Annotated in this window: 18 protein-coding genes and 1 other annotated feature; of the genes, 15 read left to right on the forward strand and 3 right to left on the reverse strand. The window is 44.3% G+C overall.

The features are described from left to right. Positions 1-160 precede the first annotated feature (160 nt). Positions 161-1,207, forward strand: coding sequence for a dTDP-glucose 4,6-dehydratase (rfbB, locus tag ADF75_RS01710; RefSeq protein WP_023026717.1), 1,047 nt, complete (start codon positions 161-163; stop codon positions 1,205-1,207). A gap of 84 nt (positions 1,208-1,291) precedes the next feature. Here the strand turns inward: rfbB and ADF75_RS01715 are convergent, their stop codons facing one another. Beyond that, on the reverse strand, positions 1,292-1,693 hold the full coding sequence (locus ADF75_RS01715) for a DUF6556 family protein (RefSeq protein ID WP_048690238.1): 402 nt from the start codon (positions 1,691-1,693) through the stop codon (positions 1,292-1,294). Between the two features lie 102 nt (positions 1,694-1,795). Then, positions 1,796-2,359, reverse strand: a complete 564-nt coding sequence (locus tag ADF75_RS01720; protein ID WP_048690241.1) for a hypothetical protein — start codon at positions 2,357-2,359, stop codon at positions 1,796-1,798. A 238-nt stretch (positions 2,360-2,597) separates the two neighbouring features. Here ADF75_RS01720 and ADF75_RS01725 point away from each other — a divergent pair, with 238 nt between their 5' ends. Then, positions 2,598-3,740 (forward strand): cysteine desulfurase family protein, encoded by a 1,143-nt coding sequence (locus ADF75_RS01725; protein WP_048690244.1) that lies wholly within the window; start codon positions 2,598-2,600, stop codon positions 3,738-3,740. A gap of 21 nt (positions 3,741-3,761) precedes the next feature. Then, on the forward strand, positions 3,762-4,982 hold the full coding sequence (gene thiI, locus ADF75_RS01730; RefSeq protein ID WP_048788931.1) for a tRNA uracil 4-sulfurtransferase ThiI: 1,221 nt from the start codon (positions 3,762-3,764) through the stop codon (positions 4,980-4,982). A 129-nt stretch (positions 4,983-5,111) separates the two neighbouring features. On the opposite strand, the gene ppdK is transcribed toward thiI, so the two are convergent. Continuing rightward, on the reverse strand, positions 5,112-7,733 hold the full coding sequence (gene ppdK / locus ADF75_RS01735) for a pyruvate, phosphate dikinase (protein WP_048788932.1): 2,622 nt from the start codon (positions 7,731-7,733) through the stop codon (positions 5,112-5,114). Positions 7,734-7,972: 239 nt separating this feature from the next. Between ppdK and ADF75_RS01740 the strand changes: the two genes are divergently transcribed. From ADF75_RS01740 to proC, 12 genes are all read left to right on the forward strand, one after another. Continuing rightward, entirely contained in the window at positions 7,973-8,611 is a 639-nt protein-coding gene (locus tag ADF75_RS01740; protein WP_048788933.1) for a helix-turn-helix transcriptional regulator, read from the forward strand. Between the two features lie 2 nt (positions 8,612-8,613). Continuing rightward, positions 8,614-9,426, forward strand: a complete 813-nt coding sequence (locus tag ADF75_RS01745; RefSeq protein ID WP_048788934.1) for a pyruvate, water dikinase regulatory protein — start codon at positions 8,614-8,616, stop codon at positions 9,424-9,426. 53 nt (positions 9,427-9,479) lie between these two features. Then, positions 9,480-11,390: a fructose-bisphosphatase class III gene (locus ADF75_RS01750; protein ID WP_048788935.1), complete on the forward strand. Its 1,911-nt coding sequence runs from the start codon at positions 9,480-9,482 to the stop codon at positions 11,388-11,390. A 199-nt stretch (positions 11,391-11,589) separates the two neighbouring features. Next, positions 11,590-11,676: a sequence feature (ribosomal protein L21 leader region), on the forward strand. Positions 11,677-11,710: 34 nt separating this feature from the next. Next, positions 11,711-12,025 (forward strand): 50S ribosomal protein L21, encoded by a 315-nt coding sequence (gene rplU / locus ADF75_RS01755; RefSeq protein ID WP_000109141.1) that lies wholly within the window; start codon positions 11,711-11,713, stop codon positions 12,023-12,025. A gap of 15 nt (positions 12,026-12,040) precedes the next feature. Beyond that, entirely contained in the window at positions 12,041-12,385 is a 345-nt protein-coding gene (locus ADF75_RS01760) for a ribosomal-processing cysteine protease Prp (RefSeq protein WP_006596492.1), read from the forward strand. Positions 12,386-12,402: 17 nt separating this feature from the next. Then, entirely contained in the window at positions 12,403-12,696 is a 294-nt protein-coding gene (gene rpmA / locus ADF75_RS01765) for a 50S ribosomal protein L27 (RefSeq protein ID WP_003002805.1), read from the forward strand. A 177-nt stretch (positions 12,697-12,873) separates the two neighbouring features. Beyond that, positions 12,874-13,776, forward strand: a complete 903-nt coding sequence (locus tag ADF75_RS01770; RefSeq protein WP_048788936.1) for a LysR family transcriptional regulator — start codon at positions 12,874-12,876, stop codon at positions 13,774-13,776. A 3-nt stretch (positions 13,777-13,779) separates the two neighbouring features. Then, a complete protein-coding gene (lspA, locus tag ADF75_RS01775) occupies positions 13,780-14,241 on the forward strand; it encodes a signal peptidase II (protein WP_048788937.1) in 462 nt (153 codons plus the stop codon). Continuing rightward, positions 14,231-15,121 carry an RluA family pseudouridine synthase gene (locus ADF75_RS01780; protein ID WP_048788938.1) on the forward strand — a complete coding sequence of 297 codons (891 nt, stop codon included), beginning with the start codon at positions 14,231-14,233 and terminating at the stop codon, positions 15,119-15,121. The genes lspA and ADF75_RS01780 overlap by 11 nt, the downstream gene beginning before the upstream one ends. A 145-nt stretch (positions 15,122-15,266) precedes the next feature. Beyond that, positions 15,267-16,376 carry a glutamate 5-kinase gene (proB, locus tag ADF75_RS01785; protein ID WP_048789039.1) on the forward strand — a complete coding sequence of 370 codons (1,110 nt, stop codon included), beginning with the start codon at positions 15,267-15,269 and terminating at the stop codon, positions 16,374-16,376. Between the two features lie 12 nt (positions 16,377-16,388). Then, positions 16,389-17,633 (forward strand): glutamate-5-semialdehyde dehydrogenase, encoded by a 1,245-nt coding sequence (locus tag ADF75_RS01790; protein WP_048788939.1) that lies wholly within the window; start codon positions 16,389-16,391, stop codon positions 17,631-17,633. 3 nt (positions 17,634-17,636) lie between these two features. Then, positions 17,637-18,449 (forward strand): pyrroline-5-carboxylate reductase, encoded by an 813-nt coding sequence (gene proC, locus ADF75_RS01795; RefSeq protein ID WP_048788940.1) that lies wholly within the window; start codon positions 17,637-17,639, stop codon positions 18,447-18,449. Positions 18,450-18,502 lie beyond the last annotated feature (53 nt).

Below are 18,502 nucleotides of genomic sequence, written 5' to 3' on the forward strand. Positions count from 1 at the left end.
GTAGGATTGTTCCTGCCCTAGTGGAAACAAGATTGCCGTAGGGAATCTTGTAGGGAAATCCGGAGACATGGGCTCCGGATTTAGCCATGAAACCGAAGGGTTGCTGGCGTCCCTCACTAGCCAAAGGAACAATCAAAACTAAAAACTATTTGGAGAAAAAATGACTGAATACAAAAACATCATCGTAACCGGTGGCGCTGGTTTCATCGGTTCAAACTTCGTACACTATGTCTACAACAACCATCCAGACGTGCATGTGACTGTCCTTGACAAACTCACTTACGCAGGTAACCGTGCCAACATCGAAGAAATCCTTGGGGACCGTGTTGAATTGGTTGTGGGTGACATTGCTGACGCAGCATTGGTTGACCAACTGGCTGCTAAGGCTGATGCGATCGTTCACTATGCAGCTGAAAGCCACAATGACAATTCATTGAATGACCCATCACCATTTATCCATACAAACTTCATTGGTACCTACACACTCTTGGAAGCTGCTCGTAAATACGATATTCGTTTCCACCACGTGTCAACAGACGAAGTGTATGGAGACCTTCCATTGCGTGAAGATCTCCCTGGACATGGGGAAGGTCCTGGTGAAAAATTCACTGCTGAAACCAAATACAACCCATCATCACCTTATTCATCAACCAAGGCTGCTTCAGACTTGATTGTGAAAGCTTGGGTACGTTCATTTGGTGTCAAAGCAACGATTTCTAACTGTTCAAACAACTACGGACCATACCAACACATCGAAAAATTCATCCCACGTCAAATCACCAATATCTTGTCTGGCATCAAGCCAAAACTTTATGGTGAAGGGAAGAACGTCCGTGACTGGATCCACACTAACGACCACTCAACTGGTGTTTGGGCTATCCTCACTAAAGGCCGTATCGGTGAAACTTACCTGATCGGTGCCGATGGTGAAAAGAACAACAAAGAAGTGCTTGAGCTCATCCTTGAAAAAATGGGACAACCAAAAGATGCTTACGACCGTGTAACAGACCGTGCTGGTCACGATTTGCGTTACGCTATTGATTCAACAAAATTGCGTGAAGAATTAGGTTGGGAACCACAATTCACAAACTTCGAAGCAGGTTTGGAAGAAACCATTAAGTGGTATACAGATAACCAAGACTGGTGGAAAGCCGAAAAAGAAGCTGTCGAAGCCAACTATGCGAAGACACAAGAAGTGATCAAATAAAATCAAGCCTCTATCAGTCAGGATTTCTGGCCGACAGAGGCTTTTCTATTTTAGAAACAAAAAAAGACCAAACGGTCTTTTTTTTTACTGGTTAGCAGATGATTCAGTATCTGTAGCAGATGGTGTTGTGTCTGCAGGAGCTTCACTGGCACTGGTTTCTGCCTGTGAAGAATCGGTTTGTTCAGAGCTTGATTCGGATGCTTGGTTGCTGCTAGCACTGGTGTCCGTTCCGGTAGCACTTGAATCAGTAGCAGATCCATCCTTTTCATGGACAACCACAACGCTAGTGGAGCCATCTTTTTTCTCCTCTGTCTTAGTTGTCGGTTTCATGATACTGTAAATAGTAAAGGAAGTAACGATAATCCCGAGAAGACTAGCAATCGTTGCGACAATCATCTGGAATAAAGAAAGGCTCTGTTTCACTTTTTCGCTTCTTGATGGTTTGTTGCTGTCTTGGTGTTTTTCTTTTCGTGAGTATTGTGACATAATCTGTTTCCTCTTCATTTCATATTTGGTTCTTTTATGTGAACACTTTAGTCATTATACGTTATTTTTATGAAAATGTCTAAGAAGAAATGAAAGAGGTTTTTAAAATTTCAAATTGCTTTCAAACTGGACGCTTTGAGTCTCGCTTGCTTCAGAGGACGTTTCAAAGTTTGCCTGTCCTTTTTCAGAGACGGAAATTGCTTGGTTTGTTTGACTAGGCTGGCTGATGATTTCATGGTTACTAAAACTAGAGGAGTCATTAGGAGAGATAAACTGGCCATTCGCCTGAATCTCTATCTTGTTTGGATCCGGGATAGAGTAGTCAATTTTACCCTTGAATTCCTTGGTTTTTGAAATCACTTTTACATCTTTGACACGGATAATACGACGGAACCAGCCATTGTATTCGACCAAGCAATTAAATTCGATGTGGCTATCGGATTCACCAGGGATTGGTTGGATAAGGCTCATTTCTCGGAGACTGCCTTCATCTTCCCTAAAGTAAGGTGGCTTCTCCAAGGGCTGTTGTAGGTCACACTGTCCTTTACCGTGACAGGCTAGTCGGGCAGAAGGGAGGGCAAATGGAAGTGGTGGTAGGACAGTGAGCAGTCCTCCAATAGCAAGACTTCCAGCTAGGGCAATGGAAAAATAGATCGGTCGTTTCATGCTTGTCTCCTTGTAACTTCAATCCGTTCCAGTTCTGGACTTGAGTAGGTCATAAAAAACAACAGGGGATCTTGTAAGCGTTTTACAAAACTCTCCATCTTCATCATAAGCTATTTTGAGAAATTTACAAGTTTTCTGTCTGAAACTAGGAACAAAATGAAGCCTGCCAAATCCTTGTCCCTCCAACCTATAAATGTTACAATAAGATGATTGAAAATTGACTAGGAGAGTGTGGAAGATGATTTACTTTGATAATTCAGCAACAACCAAACCTTATCCAGAAGCCTTGGCTACCTACACAGAAGTCGCAAGCAAAATTTGGGGCAATCCCTCCAGCTTGCACAACCTGGGAAGTCAAGCGACTCGGATCTTGGAGGCATCTCGTAAGCAGATTGCTTCCCTCCTAGGCAAGAAAGCAGAAGAAATCTATTTCACCTCAGGTGGAACTGAAGGAGACAACTGGGCGATCAAGGGAGTTGCTTTTGAAAAAGCTCCTTATGGAAAGCACATCATTGTCTCAGCTATTGAGCATCCGGCTGTGAAGGAATCAGCCCTCTGGCTACAAGGTCAAGGATTTGAAGTGGATATTGCTCCAGTTGATGCGCGTGGCTTTGTCCAAGTAGAAGAGTTGGAAAAACTCTTGCGCCCTGATACAACCCTCGTTTCTATCATGGCAGTTAATAACGAAGTAGGTTCTATCCAGCCTATTCAAGCCATTGCGGATCTATTGGCAGATCGTCCGACCATCACCTTCCATGTCGATGGCGTTCAGGCGCTGGCTAAGGTTTCAACCGCTCTCTACCTGCCAGAACGGGTGGATCTAGCCACCTTCTCCAGTCACAAGTTCCATGGACTTCGTGGGGTTGGTTTCCTCTATCTCAAAGAAGGCAAAAAGATCAGTCCCCTCTTAACAGGTGGCGGACAAGAAAAGGACCTTCGTTCGACGACTGAGAACTTAGCTGGAATTGCAGCGACTGCCAAGGCCTTGCGCTTGGCGATGGAGCGTCAAGAGGACTTTGAACGCAAGTGCCATCAGTTGAAGGAAGTTATTCGTGAAGAATTAGCCCACTATCCAGATGTGACTGTCTTCTCAGGAGATGAGGGCTTTGCACCCCATATCTTGACTTTCGGCATCAAGGGTGTGCGAGGAGAAGTCATCGTCCACGCTTTCGAAGAGTATGAGATTTATATCTCGACAACCTCTGCCTGCTCTTCCAAGGCTGGCAAACCAGCTGGAACCCTGATTGCTATGGGAGTCGATAAGGCTCTGGCACAAACAGCAGTCCGCCTCAGTCTTGATCTCGAAAATGACATGAGTCAGGTCGAGCAATTTTTGACCAAGTTCAAACTGATTTATGAAAAAACACGTAAGGTGCGTTAAGGAAAAGAAAAGGAAGTTACTATGCCATTAACTTATTCAGAAATTATGATCCGCTATGGGGAGCTTTCTACTAAAGGAAAGAACCGGATGCGCTTTATTAATAAATTGCGCAATAATATCTCAGATGTCTTGTCTATTTACCCAGCTGTCAAAGTGACAGCCGATCGGGACCGAGCCCATGCCTATCTAAATGGAACGGATTATGAACAGGTAGCTGAATCCCTCAAACAGGTCTTCGGGATTCAAAATTTTTCACCCGTTTACAAGATTGAAAAATCAGTCTCAGCCTTGATTTCAGCCGTTCAAGAAATCATGCAGGATATTTACCAAGAAGGGATGACCTTCAAGATTTCCAGCAGACGAAGTGACCATTCTTTTGAGTTGGATAGCCGTGAGCTCAACCAAACCTTGGGTGGCGCTGTCTTTGAAGCGATCCCAAGTATCCAAGCCCAAATGAAAAAACCGGATATCAACCTCCAAGTAGAGATCCGGGAAGAAGCAGCCTATATCTCTTATGAAACCATTAAGGGAGCAGGTGGTCTGCCAGTTGGGACGTCTGGTAAAGGCATGCTCATGCTATCTGGTGGGATTGATTCTCCAGTAGCGGGTTACCTAGCCTTGAAGCGTGGTGTGGACATTGAAGCGGTTCACTTTGCTAGCCCGCCTTATACCAGCCCGGGTGCGCTGAAAAAAGCCCACGATTTAACTCGTAAATTGACTAAGTTTGGGGGCAATATCCAGTTTATCGAGGTACCTTTTACTGAGATTCAAGAAGAGATTAAAGCCAAGGCGCCGGAAGCTTATCTCATGACTCTGACCCGTCGCTTTATGATGCGCATTACAGACCGTATCCGTCAAATTCGTGGTGGCTTAGTCATCATCAATGGGGAAAGTCTTGGTCAGGTTGCCAGCCAAACACTGGAGAGCATGCAGGCTATCAATGCCGTGACCAATACGCCCGTCATTCGTCCAGTGGTGACTATGGACAAGTTGGAGATTATCGATATCGCCCAAGCCATTGATACCTTTGAAATCTCTATCCAGCCTTTCGAAGATTGCTGTACCATCTTTGCACCGGATCGTCCAAAGACTAATCCGAAACTCAAAAATGCGGAGAAGTATGAGGAACGTATGGACGTGGAAGCTTTGGTGGAGCGGGCTGTCGCAGGTATCATCGTGACAGAAATCACGCCTCAAGCGGAAGCGGATGAAGTCGATGAGCTGATTGAGGATTTGTTGTAAGAGATGAAGGTGATCAGATCTCACTAAGAGCCCTGACCACTGGCGTGAGTTTGATAAAGACAAATAGCACCCTTGAATGTAGATGCGATGCTTCTAGCTTCAAGGGTGCTTTTCTAATGTAAGGGGGACTTAATTCTGTCCTTCTTTGAGTGCTGCTTGAGCGACGGCTAGTCTAGCAGCAGGAACCCGGTAAGGAGAGCAGGAAACGTAGGTGACTTGTATGTCTTGGAAGAAGGAGATTGAAGAAGGATCTCCGCCAACTTCGCCACAGATACCGATAGTGAGGTTCGGTTTTACTTGACGGGCCTTGCTGATAGCAATTCTCATTAATTCACCGACTCCCTCCCTATCGATTTTTTGGAAGGGGTCAAAAGAAAGAATATCCTTGTCCTTGTAGTGGCCGATGAACTTGCCAATATCATCCCGAGAGAAGCCATAGGTCATCTGGGTCAAGTCATTGGTGCCAAAGCTGAAGAAATCGGCTTCTTGAGCCAGTTTATCAGCAGTTAGGCAGGCGCGGGGCAGTTCAATCATGGTACCAATTTCATAAGGGAATGGCTCCTGACCATACTGTTTGAAAAGCTGTTCAATATGCTGAACAAGATACTCTTTGATACATGCTAATTCTTTTTGATCAGCAATTAAAGGAACCATGATTTCCGGCTTAATCTTTTGACCTTCTTGATGCAATTTGATAGCACTTCTAAAAATAGCTTCTGTCTGCATCTTGTAGATATCCGGCTTGGTTATGCCGAGACGGCAACCCCGGTGTCCCAACATCGGATTGCTTTCCTGCAGACTTTCAATACGGTCGGCAAGTTTATCAGGAGATTTTTTTAGTTTGCTTGCTAATAATGCAATTTCTTGGGAATCCTTAGGTAGAAACTCATGCATAGGTGGATCGAGCAGGCGGACAATCATCGGTTTATCTTGGACGGTTTGGAACATTTGGTAGAAATCTTTTTCTTGGAATTCTAGGAGCTTATTGAGGGCTTCTTTTGTTTCTTTTTCGGTATCCGCTAAGATGAGGCGACGCATTTCAAGAATCCGTTCTTGTCCAAAGAACATGTGTTCCGTCCGGGCCAACCCGACCCCTTTGGCCCCAAAGTTCATAGCGGTCGTCAAGTCTTTGACGGTTTCTGCATTGGCTCGAACTTGGAGGATGGCGACTTCATCTGCCCAAACAAGCAAGCGCTGGAGGTCTTGGTTGTTCTCAACTAGGACAGTAGGAAGTTCGCCACGATAAATGCGACCAGAATAACCATCGACGGAGATGAGATCTCCCTCCCTTAGGACCAGATTGCCACAGGAAAGGGTTTTATTTTCTTCACTGATAGTCAATTCTCCGCAACCTGCGACACAGCAAGTTCCCATGCCACGAGCTACAACAGCAGCGTGGGAGGTCATTCCCCCTTGGCTGGTAACAATAGCTTGGCTGACAATCATGCCTTCAATATCTTCTGGGGAAGTTTCTTGCCGAACCAGGATGACTTTTTTACCTTCTTGATCGATTTCTTTAGCTCGGTCGGCGGTAAAGACGATTTGTCCAGTAGCTGCACCTGGGCTGGCTGGTAGGCCTTGAGCTAAGAAGGGTGCTTTCTCTAAAGCAGTTTCTTCAAAGACTGGATGAATCAGTTGACTGATGGAAGTAGGAGTGACTCTCAGGAGAGCTTCTTCCTTACGAATTAGACCTTGGTCCACCATATCTAGAGCAATCTTTAAAGAAGCTTTGGATGTTCGTTTACCATTTCGGGTTTGGAGGATGTAGAGCTTGCCTTTCTCAATGGTAAATTCAATATCCTGCATATCCTTATAGTGGTTTTCAAGGATCTTGGCGTAGTCTCTGAAAGCCTGATAGGTTTCAGGTTGGATTTCTTTTAAGGCTGCAATCGGCTCAGGAGTGCGGATCCCAGCGACCACATCTTCCCCTTGAGCATTGAGCAAAAATTCACCAAACAGTTCTGCCTCACCAGTTGCAGGGTTTCTAGTGAAGCAAACCCCTGTACCACTGGCTTGGTCACTATTTCCAAAGACCATGGCCTGGACATTGACAGCTGTTCCTAAATCATGAGGGATCTGATGAAGCTCCCGATAAATTCTAGCCCGATTGTTGTTCCAGGATTTGAAGACAGCTTGGATGGCAGCGAAGAGTTGTTCATGAGGGTTCTCAGGAAATTCTTGCTTGTGTTTGGAGTAGAGATCTTTATAGTGCTGGATCAATTCCTGTTGCTGGGCTAGGTCAAAATCATGGACCTTTTTATTCTGTTTTTGTTCAAAAGCTGCTAGTTGATCATCAAAAAGTCCCTTATCGATGCCATAGACTACATCAGCAAACATCTGGAGTAGACGGCGATAGCAGTTGTAGGCAAAATCTAGATTGGTTTCTTTGGCCAGTAATTGAGTCTGCTGATCATTGAGACCAAGATTGAGAATGGTATCCATCATCCCAGGCATAGAAAATTTAGCCCCGCTTCTGACAGACACTAAGAGTAAGTGAGGATCTTCTCCGCTAAAAGACTTACCCGTTTTTTCTTCAAGTTTAGCAACCGCTTTCAAAACTTCCTCTTTCAAAGAGGACTCAAAGAAGTCGGGATTATCGAGATAGTGGATACAACTTTTTGTGGTGATGGTAAATCCAGGAGGAACCGGTAGTCCCAGATGGCTCATCTCAGCTAAATTAGCGCCTTTCCCACCCAGTAGATCATTGGCCTTCGCACTTCCTTCTTCGAAGGAGTAAATCCATTTTGTCATATAAGCCTCCAAAAAACTAAATATGTGTCATATTTAAGACAAAATCATTGTATTATACATCACATATATTTGTCAAACAAAACATACATCTTTTTATGTTGACTAATTGGATTATTCTGCTATAATGTTTATTAAAAATGATGATTATTTAAAAGTAAATGATGAAAATATGACAAATATTGCTTTAGAGATGCCTGATATCATCATCATGGAGCTAGAAATAGAAAGGCTAGGAAATTTTGAAATTAAGTGAACGACAAAAGAAAATAGTTGAAATTGTAAAAATGCATCAGCCCTTAAGTGGAGAGAAGATTTCTGATTTATTGGATATTTCAAGAGCGACCCTGCGACCAGATTTGTCCTTTTTGACCTTGGTTGGTATATTGAAAGCGACTCCCAAAATTGGCTATACTTATTCTGGATTAGATCTCGAAACACTTTTCTTTTTTGATACTTTTCAAAAAGAAGTGGCAGAGATCATGACCTCTCCTGTATTAGTCACCCATGATTCCTATATTCAGGATGCCATTATCACCCTATTTATGTATGATGCCGATGTCCTTTATGTTATCGATGAAGACAAGCTCTTACTGGGTATTATGTCCCGTAAAGATTTATTGAGGGCATCTCTTAATTCGAGTATCCAGACTACCCCTGTAGCAGTTTGTATGACTCGAATGCCACATATCATTACCTGTACAAAAGACATGAACATCCTAGAAGCGGCTGCCCTCTTGCAGGATCATGCCATCGATTCCTTACCGGTAGTCGATGAGGAAAATGACCGAAAAATTGTGGGAACGGTGACCAAATCAGTCTTGCTCGATTACATTATCTTACAAGCAAGAAATGCTGAACTGAAGAGTGAAGAGGAATAAATATGAAAAAAGAGATCATTGTATATAGTATTTCAGATTCTTTGGGAGGGACTTCCCAAAAATTATTGTCAGCAGTTACCGCACAGTATCCAGATATCATTTTTAATAATAGTTACCGTTTCCCTTTTATCAATCAAGAAGAGGAACTCTTGGATATCTTATATGATGCCTTGAAGGATAATGCACTTGTCATCAGCACCTTGGTCAATAGTCAGTTAGCATCAGTAGCTAGAGAATTTAGCCAAAAAAATGGTCTGGCTTATTTAGATCTCATGCATCCATTCTTTGAAATCATCCAAGAAAAGACCGGAACCAGACCAATCGAAGTTCCAGGAACCTTGCACCGCCTGGACAGTGATTATTTTAAAAAGATTTCAGCAATCGAATTCGCTGTGAAATATGATGACGGTAAGGCACCCCAGGGGTTTTTAGAAGCCGATTTGGTCCTGCTTGGTGTTTCCCGTACCTCAAAAACACCCCTGAGTATTTACCTGGCCAATAAGGGCTACAAGGTTGCAAATCTACCTTTGATCCCAGAAGTTCCTTTACCTCAGGTCTTAGATAAGGTTGACTCTCGTCGTTTAATTGGTCTGATCTGTGAGCCCGAAAAATTAATGAAAGTTCGAAGTCATCGCTTGGATTCTTTAGGATTAACACAAGAAACAAGCTATACGGATTTAGAAAAAATCTATCAAGAATTGGATTATTCCAAGAAGGTCTTTAAACAATATGGCGCTCAAGTCATCAATATGACGGATAAATCGATTGAAGAGACAGCTTTCCTAATTGAGGAGCAATTAAAGAAGATGAACTGATTCTTGAATCATTCTAGATTGGGTTGTAACTGCAGATTCCTTGGAGAAATGATATGGAGCAATATAAGCGTATTTTACTAGAAAAATTTGATTCTCGTCAAAAAGTCATTACTGAACTCACTAATCTTGAGGCCATTTTAAACCTACCAAAAGGGACAGAGCTCTACATAAGTGATATTCATGGAGAATTTGCGGCTTTTGATTATATTTTGAGGAGTTGCGCTGGAATTTTAAATGAGAAAATTAATGATTGCTTTGCAGCTTCCTTGTCACAAGAGGAAAAGAATACACTGTCAGCTCTGGTATCCTATCCAGAGAGGGTTTTGGAACAAGTGAATAAGGAGAAAGAGTGGTATAAATCTACGATTTCTCAACTCTTAACACTATTGAGTTTTGTAGCAGCTAAATATAGCCGTTCCAAACTTAGGAAGGCCTTGCCCCAGGAATATGCCTATATCATTGAAGAATTGATCTATAGTGATCTTACGCTAGCCGATAAACATTCTTATTACCAGACTATCCTAAGTTATGTTATTGAACTAAGAGAAGCGGATCCTTTTATCTTGGGAATTGCCGGCAGTATTCGTCGCTTATTGATAGATCACCTGCATGTGGTAGGAGATATTTTTGATAGAGGGGCTGGAAGTGCCCAGGTAATGGATGTGCTCCTTCAGTTTCATTCCTTAGATATTCAATGGGGCAATCACGATATCATTTGGATGGGAGCTTTCTTTGGATCCAAGGCCTGTTTATTGAATGTATTGCGCATTGCAGCTCGTTACGGTTACTTGTGGGATATCGAAAAAGCCTACGGCTTAAACATTCGATCCTTAACCCTGTTTGCGGATAAAACCTACAAAGCCAATCCTAAGTTTAGGCCCATCCTGGGGACAAGAGCGGAGGAATTTACAGCTGAAGAAATATTGCAGCTGGAAAAAGTCCATCAAGCGCTGGCCATTCTCCAATTTAAGATAGAAACTCAATTGATGAAGAGACGGCCGGAATTTCAGATGGACAATCAAATCTTGCTGTATCACATTGATTATTGGAAGAATACAATCAGCATTGACGGGATCAGCTATTCCTTGAAAAATACCTGCTTCCAAACCATAGATTGGGAAAATCCTTCTGAATTATCCTTAGAGGAAAAACAAATAGTAGACAGCATGCTGGCTTCCTTCCAAGGATCTCCTAAAATGGCCAAACATATGGAGCTGTTAATGAAGAAAGGTTCCATGTATAAAGTTTACAATCATCACTTGCTTTTTCATGGCTGTATTCCCTTGAAACCTTCTGGGGAATTTCAACCTCTGGTTCTTCATCAAGCCCAGTATGCTGGGAAAGAATTACTAGACTTTTTCGAATACCATATTCGACTTGCAGCAAAAAACAAAGAAGTTGGAGACGACCTTTCGACGGATTTAGTTTGGTATTGCTGGCGAGGGCCGTTATCTCCCCTCTTTGGGAAGAATAAGATGACGACCTTTGAACGGTATTTTATTGAGGAGCCAGAAACGCATCAGGAAGTAGAAAATGAGTATTTTAGCTATCGTAATTCAAAAAAGATTTGCCAATTACTTTTAGAGGAATTTGGTCTTGAAACAGACCTGTCTCGTATTGTGAATGGGCATACACCGGTTAAAACAGGAAAAGGGGAATCTCCCATTCGAGGTGAAGGACTGCTCTTTGTCATTGATGGGGGGCTTTGTGAAGCATATCAAAAGAAGACAGGTACAGCAGGTTATTCACTCCTTAACAATTCCTATGGTTTTCAACTGGTCACCCATCAACCCTTCCATGATATTCAGAAAGTTGTAGATTCGCCATTTGAGCAAACTTCCTTGAAGAAGGTGATTGAAGACCTGGAGGACCGGACCCTCATCCAATCAACCACCATCGGTCAAAACTTACAAGAACAACAGCAAGAATTGATCCAATTGCTCCATGAATTTTATGATGGTTGACATCAGTCACCAAAGGAACAAACAAAAGAACAGAAAAGAATCATAAATGGCTTCTTTATAAAGATAGCTAAGATTTTTAGTAAGCATTTCATTCTTTTAAAGGCTTTAAGAACTTTTTAAAAGAAAATCCGTTTTCAAGGAACAAAAATGCTTGTCTTTGTCTGATAGAAGTGATATACTTAGAGAGTTGACTATGCACATGCCTGTGCAACCGCTCGATCATCGTCGCTCATCCTTTGAGCTTAAGTGGTTCGTCCCACGATGCTAGGCGAGTCTTCACAAAAATACGGGGAAACCCAAAAATACATAGGAGGTGCATAATGAGCACATACGCAATCATTAAAACTGGCGGAAAACAAGTTAAAGTTGAAGTTGGTCAAGCAGTCTACGTTGAAAAATTGAACGTTGAAGCTGGTCAAGAAGTTACATTTAACGAAGTTGTTCTTGTTGGTGGTGAAAACACTGTTGTCGGAACTCCACTTGTTGCTGGAGCTACTGTTGTTGGAACTGTTGAAAAACAAGGAAAACAAAAGAAAGTTGTTACTTACAAGTACAAACCTAAAAAAGGTAGCCACCGTAAACAAGGTCACCGTCAACCTTACACTAAAGTTGTCATCAACGCAATCAACGCTTAATTTTTAGGAGAACACATGATACAAGCAGTCTTTGAACGAGCCGAAGATGGCGAGCTGAGGAGTGCAGAAATTACTGGTCACGCCGAAAGTGGCGAATACGGCTTAGATGTCGTGTGTGCATCGGTTTCTACGCTTGCCATTAACTTTGTCAACTCAGTTGAGAAATTCGCAGGCTATGAACCGGAACTAGAATTAAACGAAGAAGAGGGTGGCTTCATGCGGGTAACAATCCCGACAGACATTCCACCTCATCAAAGAGAAATGACCCAACTATTCTTTGAATCATTTTTCTTAGGGATGGCAAACTTATCGGAAAACTCATCGGAGTTCGTCCAAACAAGAGTTATCACAGAAAACTAACATGGAGGAAAACAATTATGTTGAAATTGAATCTTGCTAACTTGCAACTTTTCGCCCACAAAAAAGGTGGAGGTTCTACATCAAACGGACGTGATTCACAAGCAAAACGTCTTGGAGCTAAAGCAGCTGATGGACAAACTGTAACAGGTGGATCTATCCTTTACCGTCAACGCGGTACTCACATCTACCCAGGTGTGAACGTTGGACGTGGTGGAGACGATACTTTGTTCGCTAAAGTTGAAGGCGTAGTACGCTTCGAACGCAAAGGTCGCGATAAGAAACAAGTTTCTGTTTACCCAATCGCAAAATAAAAAGGTTCAGTGAACCTTTTTATCCCGAGCCTTGAGATATAAAGGCGAGGTAACAGATTATAAAACTCTCTGATCAATCAGAGAGTTTTTTTGTGCTCTTTCTCGATTGAAGTCCCTAACTTTTTTCATCCTCTAGATTATGGTATAATGGAGTGATATTGTTAGAAGGAAGAAGACATGAATATTCAACAATTACGCTATGTTGTCGCGATTGCCAATAGTGGTACTTTTCGTGAAGCAGCTGAAAAAATGTACGTTAGTCAGCCGAGTCTGTCCATCTCTGTGAGAGACTTGGAAAAGGAACTGGGCTTTAAGATTTTCCGTCGGACTAGTTCAGGCACTTTCTTGACCCGCCGGGGGATGGAATTTTATGAAAAGGCCCAAGAATTGGTCAAGGGCTTTGATGTTTTTCAAAACCAGTATGCCAATCCTGAAGAAGAAAAGAAGGAATTCTCGATCTCGAGTCAGCACTATGATTTCCTTCCCCCTTTGATTACCCAATTCTCTGTCCTTTATCCTGAGAACAAAGACTTCCGGATCTTTGAGTCAACGACGGTTCAAATCCTGGATGAAGTGGCTCAAGGGCATAGTGAATTAGGGATTATCTACCTCAACAAGCAAAATACCAAGGGGATCATGCAACGGGTGGATAAATTGGGCTTAGAAGTCATTGACCTCATTCCATTCCAGACGCATATCTATTTGCGCAAGGCTCATCCATTAGCCAAGAAAGAATCCTTAGTGATGGAGGATTTGGCACACTTACCGACCGTTCGCTTTACCCAGGAAAAGGATGAGTATCTCTACTATTCGGAGAACTTCGTCGATACGAGTAGCAGTTCCCAACTCTTCAATGTGACAGATCGAGCGACCTTGAATGGGATTCTAGAGCGGACTGACGCCTATGCGACCGGTTCTGGTTTCTTGGATAGTCAGTCGGTGAATGGCATTACTGTCATCCCCTTGATCGATGATCTGGATAATAAAATGGTCTATGTCAAGCGGGAAGAGGTGGATCTTTCACCAGTGGCTGAGAAGTTTGTCCAAGTTATGGAAGCCTATTTTGATGAGAAGAGGTAGGACATGAAGAGAAAAGTAAGTATTTTTGTCAGTATCCTCCTCCTAATTGCCTTGGACCAAGCTGTTAAATGGTATGTGGTCAAGGAAATCCCACTGGGAGGCATGCGTACCTTCATTCCCAAAGTGGTCAGCCTGACCTATCTAAAGAACTCAGGTGCCGCCTTCTCCATGTTAGAAAACCAACAGTGGTTCTTTACCATCATTACCATCCTAGCCATGGGAGCAGCATTTGTCTACCTTTATCGTCACATCAAAGGTTCCCTCTGGCTCTTGTTGGGGTTGACCCTGATTATCTCAGGGGGAATTGGCAACTTTATTGACAGGGTTCGTCAGGGCTTTGTCGTCGACATGTTTCACTTGGATTTTATGAATTTTGCCATCTTCAATGTAGCAGATATTTATTTAACCGTTGGTGTGGGATTGTTACTGATTTATCTTTTAAGAGAGGAGAGCCATGGAAGTTAGAGTGGAAGTCGCTGGTGCGCGACTGGATAAGGCCGTCTCAGAGTTGACTGAGCTCTCACGTGGCTTGGCTAATGAACAGATCAAGGAAGGAAAGATCCTTGTCAACGGTCAAGTCAAAAAGGCCAAGTATACCGTAAAAGAAGGGGATGTCATAAGCTATGAAGTCCCTCAAGTCGAAGAAGTGACCTATGAAGCAGAAGATATCCCCTTAGAGATTGTCTATCAGGATGTTGATGTCGCAGTGGTCAATAAACCCCAGGGCATGGTGGTCCATCCTAGTGTTGGTCACACCAGTGGAACTCTGGTCAATGCCCTCATGTATCACATCAAAGACTTGTCAGGCATTAATGGCGAGCTTCGTCCAGGGATCGTCCATCGGATTGACAAGGACACCTCTGGCCTCCTCATGGTGGCCAAGAACGATGCCGCCCATGTAGCCTTGGCAGATGAGCTCAAGGCTAAGAAGTCCCTGCGTAAGTATTGGGCCATTGTCCATGGAAATCTTCCTAACGATCGAGGTGTCATAGAGGCACCGATTGGACGGAGTGACAAGGATCGCAAGAAGCAGGCTGTGACAGCCAAAGGAAAACCAGCCCTGACCCGTTTCCATGTCTTGGAGCGTTTCGGGGATTATAGCTTGGTCGAGCTGCAATTGGAGACAGGGCGGACCCACCAAATCCGGGTTCACATGGCCTACATTGGCCATCCGGTTGCTGGTGATGAAGTCTATGGCACTCGCAAGACGTTGAAAGGCCATGGCCAGTTCCTCCATGCTAAGACCCTAGGCTTTACCCATCCACGGACGGGAGAAGTCATGGAGTTTTCAGTAGAGGTTCCGGAGATTTTCCAAGCAACCTTGGAGCAACTTCGTCAAGGATAAGCAGATCATCATCAAAACGAGTTTGATACCTTTGGTTCAAACTCGTTTTTTTGTGGGCAAAGAGCCTTCCCCTGGTCCGCTCTTAGTATTTTTTAAGGCTTTCATGGTATAATGTTACAATCGAATACTCTGGAGAATGAAGGATATGAAGAATAAGAGAATTGTGTTTAAAGTCGGGACCTCTTCCCTGACCAATCAAGATGGGAGCTTATCTCGGAGCAAGGTTAAAGCCATCACCCAGCAACTAGCTCTCTTACATGAGCAAGGGCATGAATTGATTTTGGTATCTTCGGGGGCGATTGCGGCTGGATTTGGTGCGCTTGGCTTTAAAAAACGCCCGACCAAGATCGCAGACAAGCAGGCTTCTGCAGCAGTTGGCCAAGGTCTGCTGTTAGAAGAATATACCTCCAATCTACTGGTACGCGACATCGTCTCTGCCCAGGTCCTTTTGACCCAGGATGACTTTGTCGACCAACGTCGCTATAAAAATGCCCACCAGGCTCTGTCTGTCCTCTTGCAAAGAGGGGCCATTCCGATTATCAATGAGAACGATACAGTCTCCATTGAAGAACTCAAGGTCGGAGATAACGATACCCTGAGTGCCCAAGTAGCAGCCATGGTCCAGGCGGATCTCTTGGTCTTATTGACGGATGTTGATGGTCTCTATACGGGTCATCCTCAAAAGGATCCGACTGCCAAACGCTTGGATCGAATTGATGCAATCAGCAAGGAGATTATCGAGATGGCCGGTGGGGCAGGATCAAGCAATGGGACAGGGGGTATGCTGACAAAAATCAAGGCAGCTACGATTGCCACAGAGTCGGGAGTTCCTGTTTACATCTGTTCATCCTTGAAAGAAGATGCCTTGCTGGAAGCGGCAGAGAAGACCCAGGATGGCAGCTATTTTACAGCTCAGGACAAATTTTTGCGCAATCAGAAACAATGGCTGGCCTTCTATGCCCCTAGTCAAGGTTCTGTATGGCTGGACCAAGGAGCGGTTAAGGCCGTCAAAGAAGAGGGAAAGAGTGTCCTTGTGTCCGGTGTGGTAAAGGTTGAGGGAGGCTTCACTTACTCTGATATTATCACAGTTCATGATGCCGTATCTGGACAGGTCATTGGGAAAGGGCGTACCCGCTTGGGGGCTGCCGCCATTAAAGATCTGCTCCACGGTCAAAATCCAAAGGGCATCGTCATTCACCGGGATGATTGGATTACCATCACACCTGAGGTAGAACTCTTATTTACAGAATTTTAAAGGAGGAATCAGATGGAGACAATCGAACAGATTCGCCTGGCCAAACAGGCCAAAAAAAGTATTAATACTGCGACAAGTGATGAAAAAAATAAAGCCTTAAGAGCTATGGCCGACGCCTTGGTTGAGGCTACAGCTGAAATTCTAGCTGCTAATCAAATGGATATGGAAGCAGCTCGGGGACGAATTTCGGAGGTGATGCTGGATCGCCTGCTCTTGACGGAAGAGCGAATTCAAGCCATGGCCGATGGGATCCTCCAAGTGGTTGCCCTGCCAGATCCGGTTGGAGAGCTCTTGGAGGAGCGGACCCTGGAGAATGGCTTGGTCATTCAGAAGAAACGGGTGGCCATGGGGGTAATTGGGATTATCTATGAAAGTCGTCCCAACGTGACCTCTGATGCAGCGGCTTTAGCTCTGAAAAGTGGGAGTGCTGTTGTCCTTCGCAGTGGCAAGGATGCCTATCAGACAGCCCATGCCATCGTTTCAGCCTTAAAAACAGGCTTGCATGCGACCACCATTGATCCCGCTGTCTTACAGTTGGTAGAAGATACTAGTCGGGAGAGTAGTCTAGTCATGATGAAGGCTAAGGGGGATTTAGACCTCCTTATCCCACGTGGGGGAGCTGGCTTGATCCAAGCTGTCGTAGAGCAAGCGATTGTACCCGTGATTGAGACAGGGACTGGCATTGTCCACGTCTATGTCGATCAGGCGGCGGATTTAGACAAGGCTTTAGACATCATAAAAAATGCCAAGACTAGTCGTCCATCTGTCTGCAATGCTATGGAAGTCCTCTTGGTGCATGAAGCCCTTGCTGGAGTCTTTCTTCCGATAGTGAAGAAAGCCTTAGTAGATGAGGCTCCGGTACCCGTGGAGCTACGCTTGGATGCTCAGGCTCAACAAATTATTACTGGTACACCGGCTTCTGATACTGACTTTGATACGGAATTCTTAGATTATGTCATGGCTGTGAAGGTGGTCCCTTCTGTAGAAGAAGCGATTGCTCATATTGAAACGCACAGTACCCACCATTCAGATGCTATTGTCTCTGAAGATCCAAGAGCCATTGAAGTCTTCAGCAACCAGGTAGACTCGGCAGCCGTTTATGTCAATGCCTCGACCCGCTTCACAGATGGCGGAGAGTTTGGCCTAGGTTGTGAGATGGGGATCTCGACCCAGAAGTTGCATGCGCGTGGTCCTATGGGCTTGCGTGAGCTGACCAGCTATAAGTATCTGGTCACTGGAAACGGTCAAGTGAGGTAAGAGATGAAAGTAGCATTTATTGGATTAGGAAACATGGGCGCTGGTCTGGCCAAAGCGGTCGCAAAAGAAGTAGCTGCCACAGACCTGCTCTTGGTCAATCGTTCTCCCCAAAAGGTGGAAGAATTCATCAGCCAGTATGGCGGCACAGCGTCTGATCTGAAAGAGGCTTTTAAAGAGGCGGAGGTCATCTTCTTAGGTGTCAAACCCTATCAGATCTGCCCTTTACTAGAAGAGTGCCAGGATATCTTGGGCCAACGTTCCAATCTCCTGTTGGTTTCCATGGCTGCAGGCATGGAATTGGACAAAATGGCACGTGTGGTTAAAAATGACCGCGTGGGGCTCATTCGCATCATGCCTAATACGCCCGTAGCCATTGGTCAAGGTGTCATCAGTCTGGCCCGCTCCCAAACAGTGACAGACCAGCAAGTAGCCCAGGTTAACCAGCTCTTAGCAGGAGCAGGGGCCCTCTACGAAATGGAAGAAAAATTGATGGATCCTGCAACTGCTGTTGCAGGTTGTGGTCCAGCCTTTGTCTATCAGATGATTGAAGCCATGGCAGATGCGGGAGTAGGTTTAGGACTTTCACGTGAGCAAGCTTTGCAGATGGCGGCACAGACCTTCCAAGGAGCTAGTCAAATGGTCTTAGAAACAGGCGAGCATCCAGCCCGCTTAAGGGATGCGGTTTGTAGTCCAGGTGGCTCTACCATCGCAGGAGTAAACCGCTTAGAACAAGTCGGTTTACGGGGTGACATTATTGCAGGAGTCGAAGCAGCCTACAAACGCACCCAAGAAATGGGACAAGAGGCAGCGAAATAATAGAGGAAAAGAGAGTGGGACAGAAATCGGTAATTCGTTAGAATTCGATTTCG

It is taken from the genome of Streptococcus sp. 1171_SSPC, from assembly GCF_001069335.1.
GTDB classification, from domain to species: Bacteria; Bacillota; Bacilli; order Lactobacillales; family Streptococcaceae; genus Streptococcus; species Streptococcus xiaochunlingii.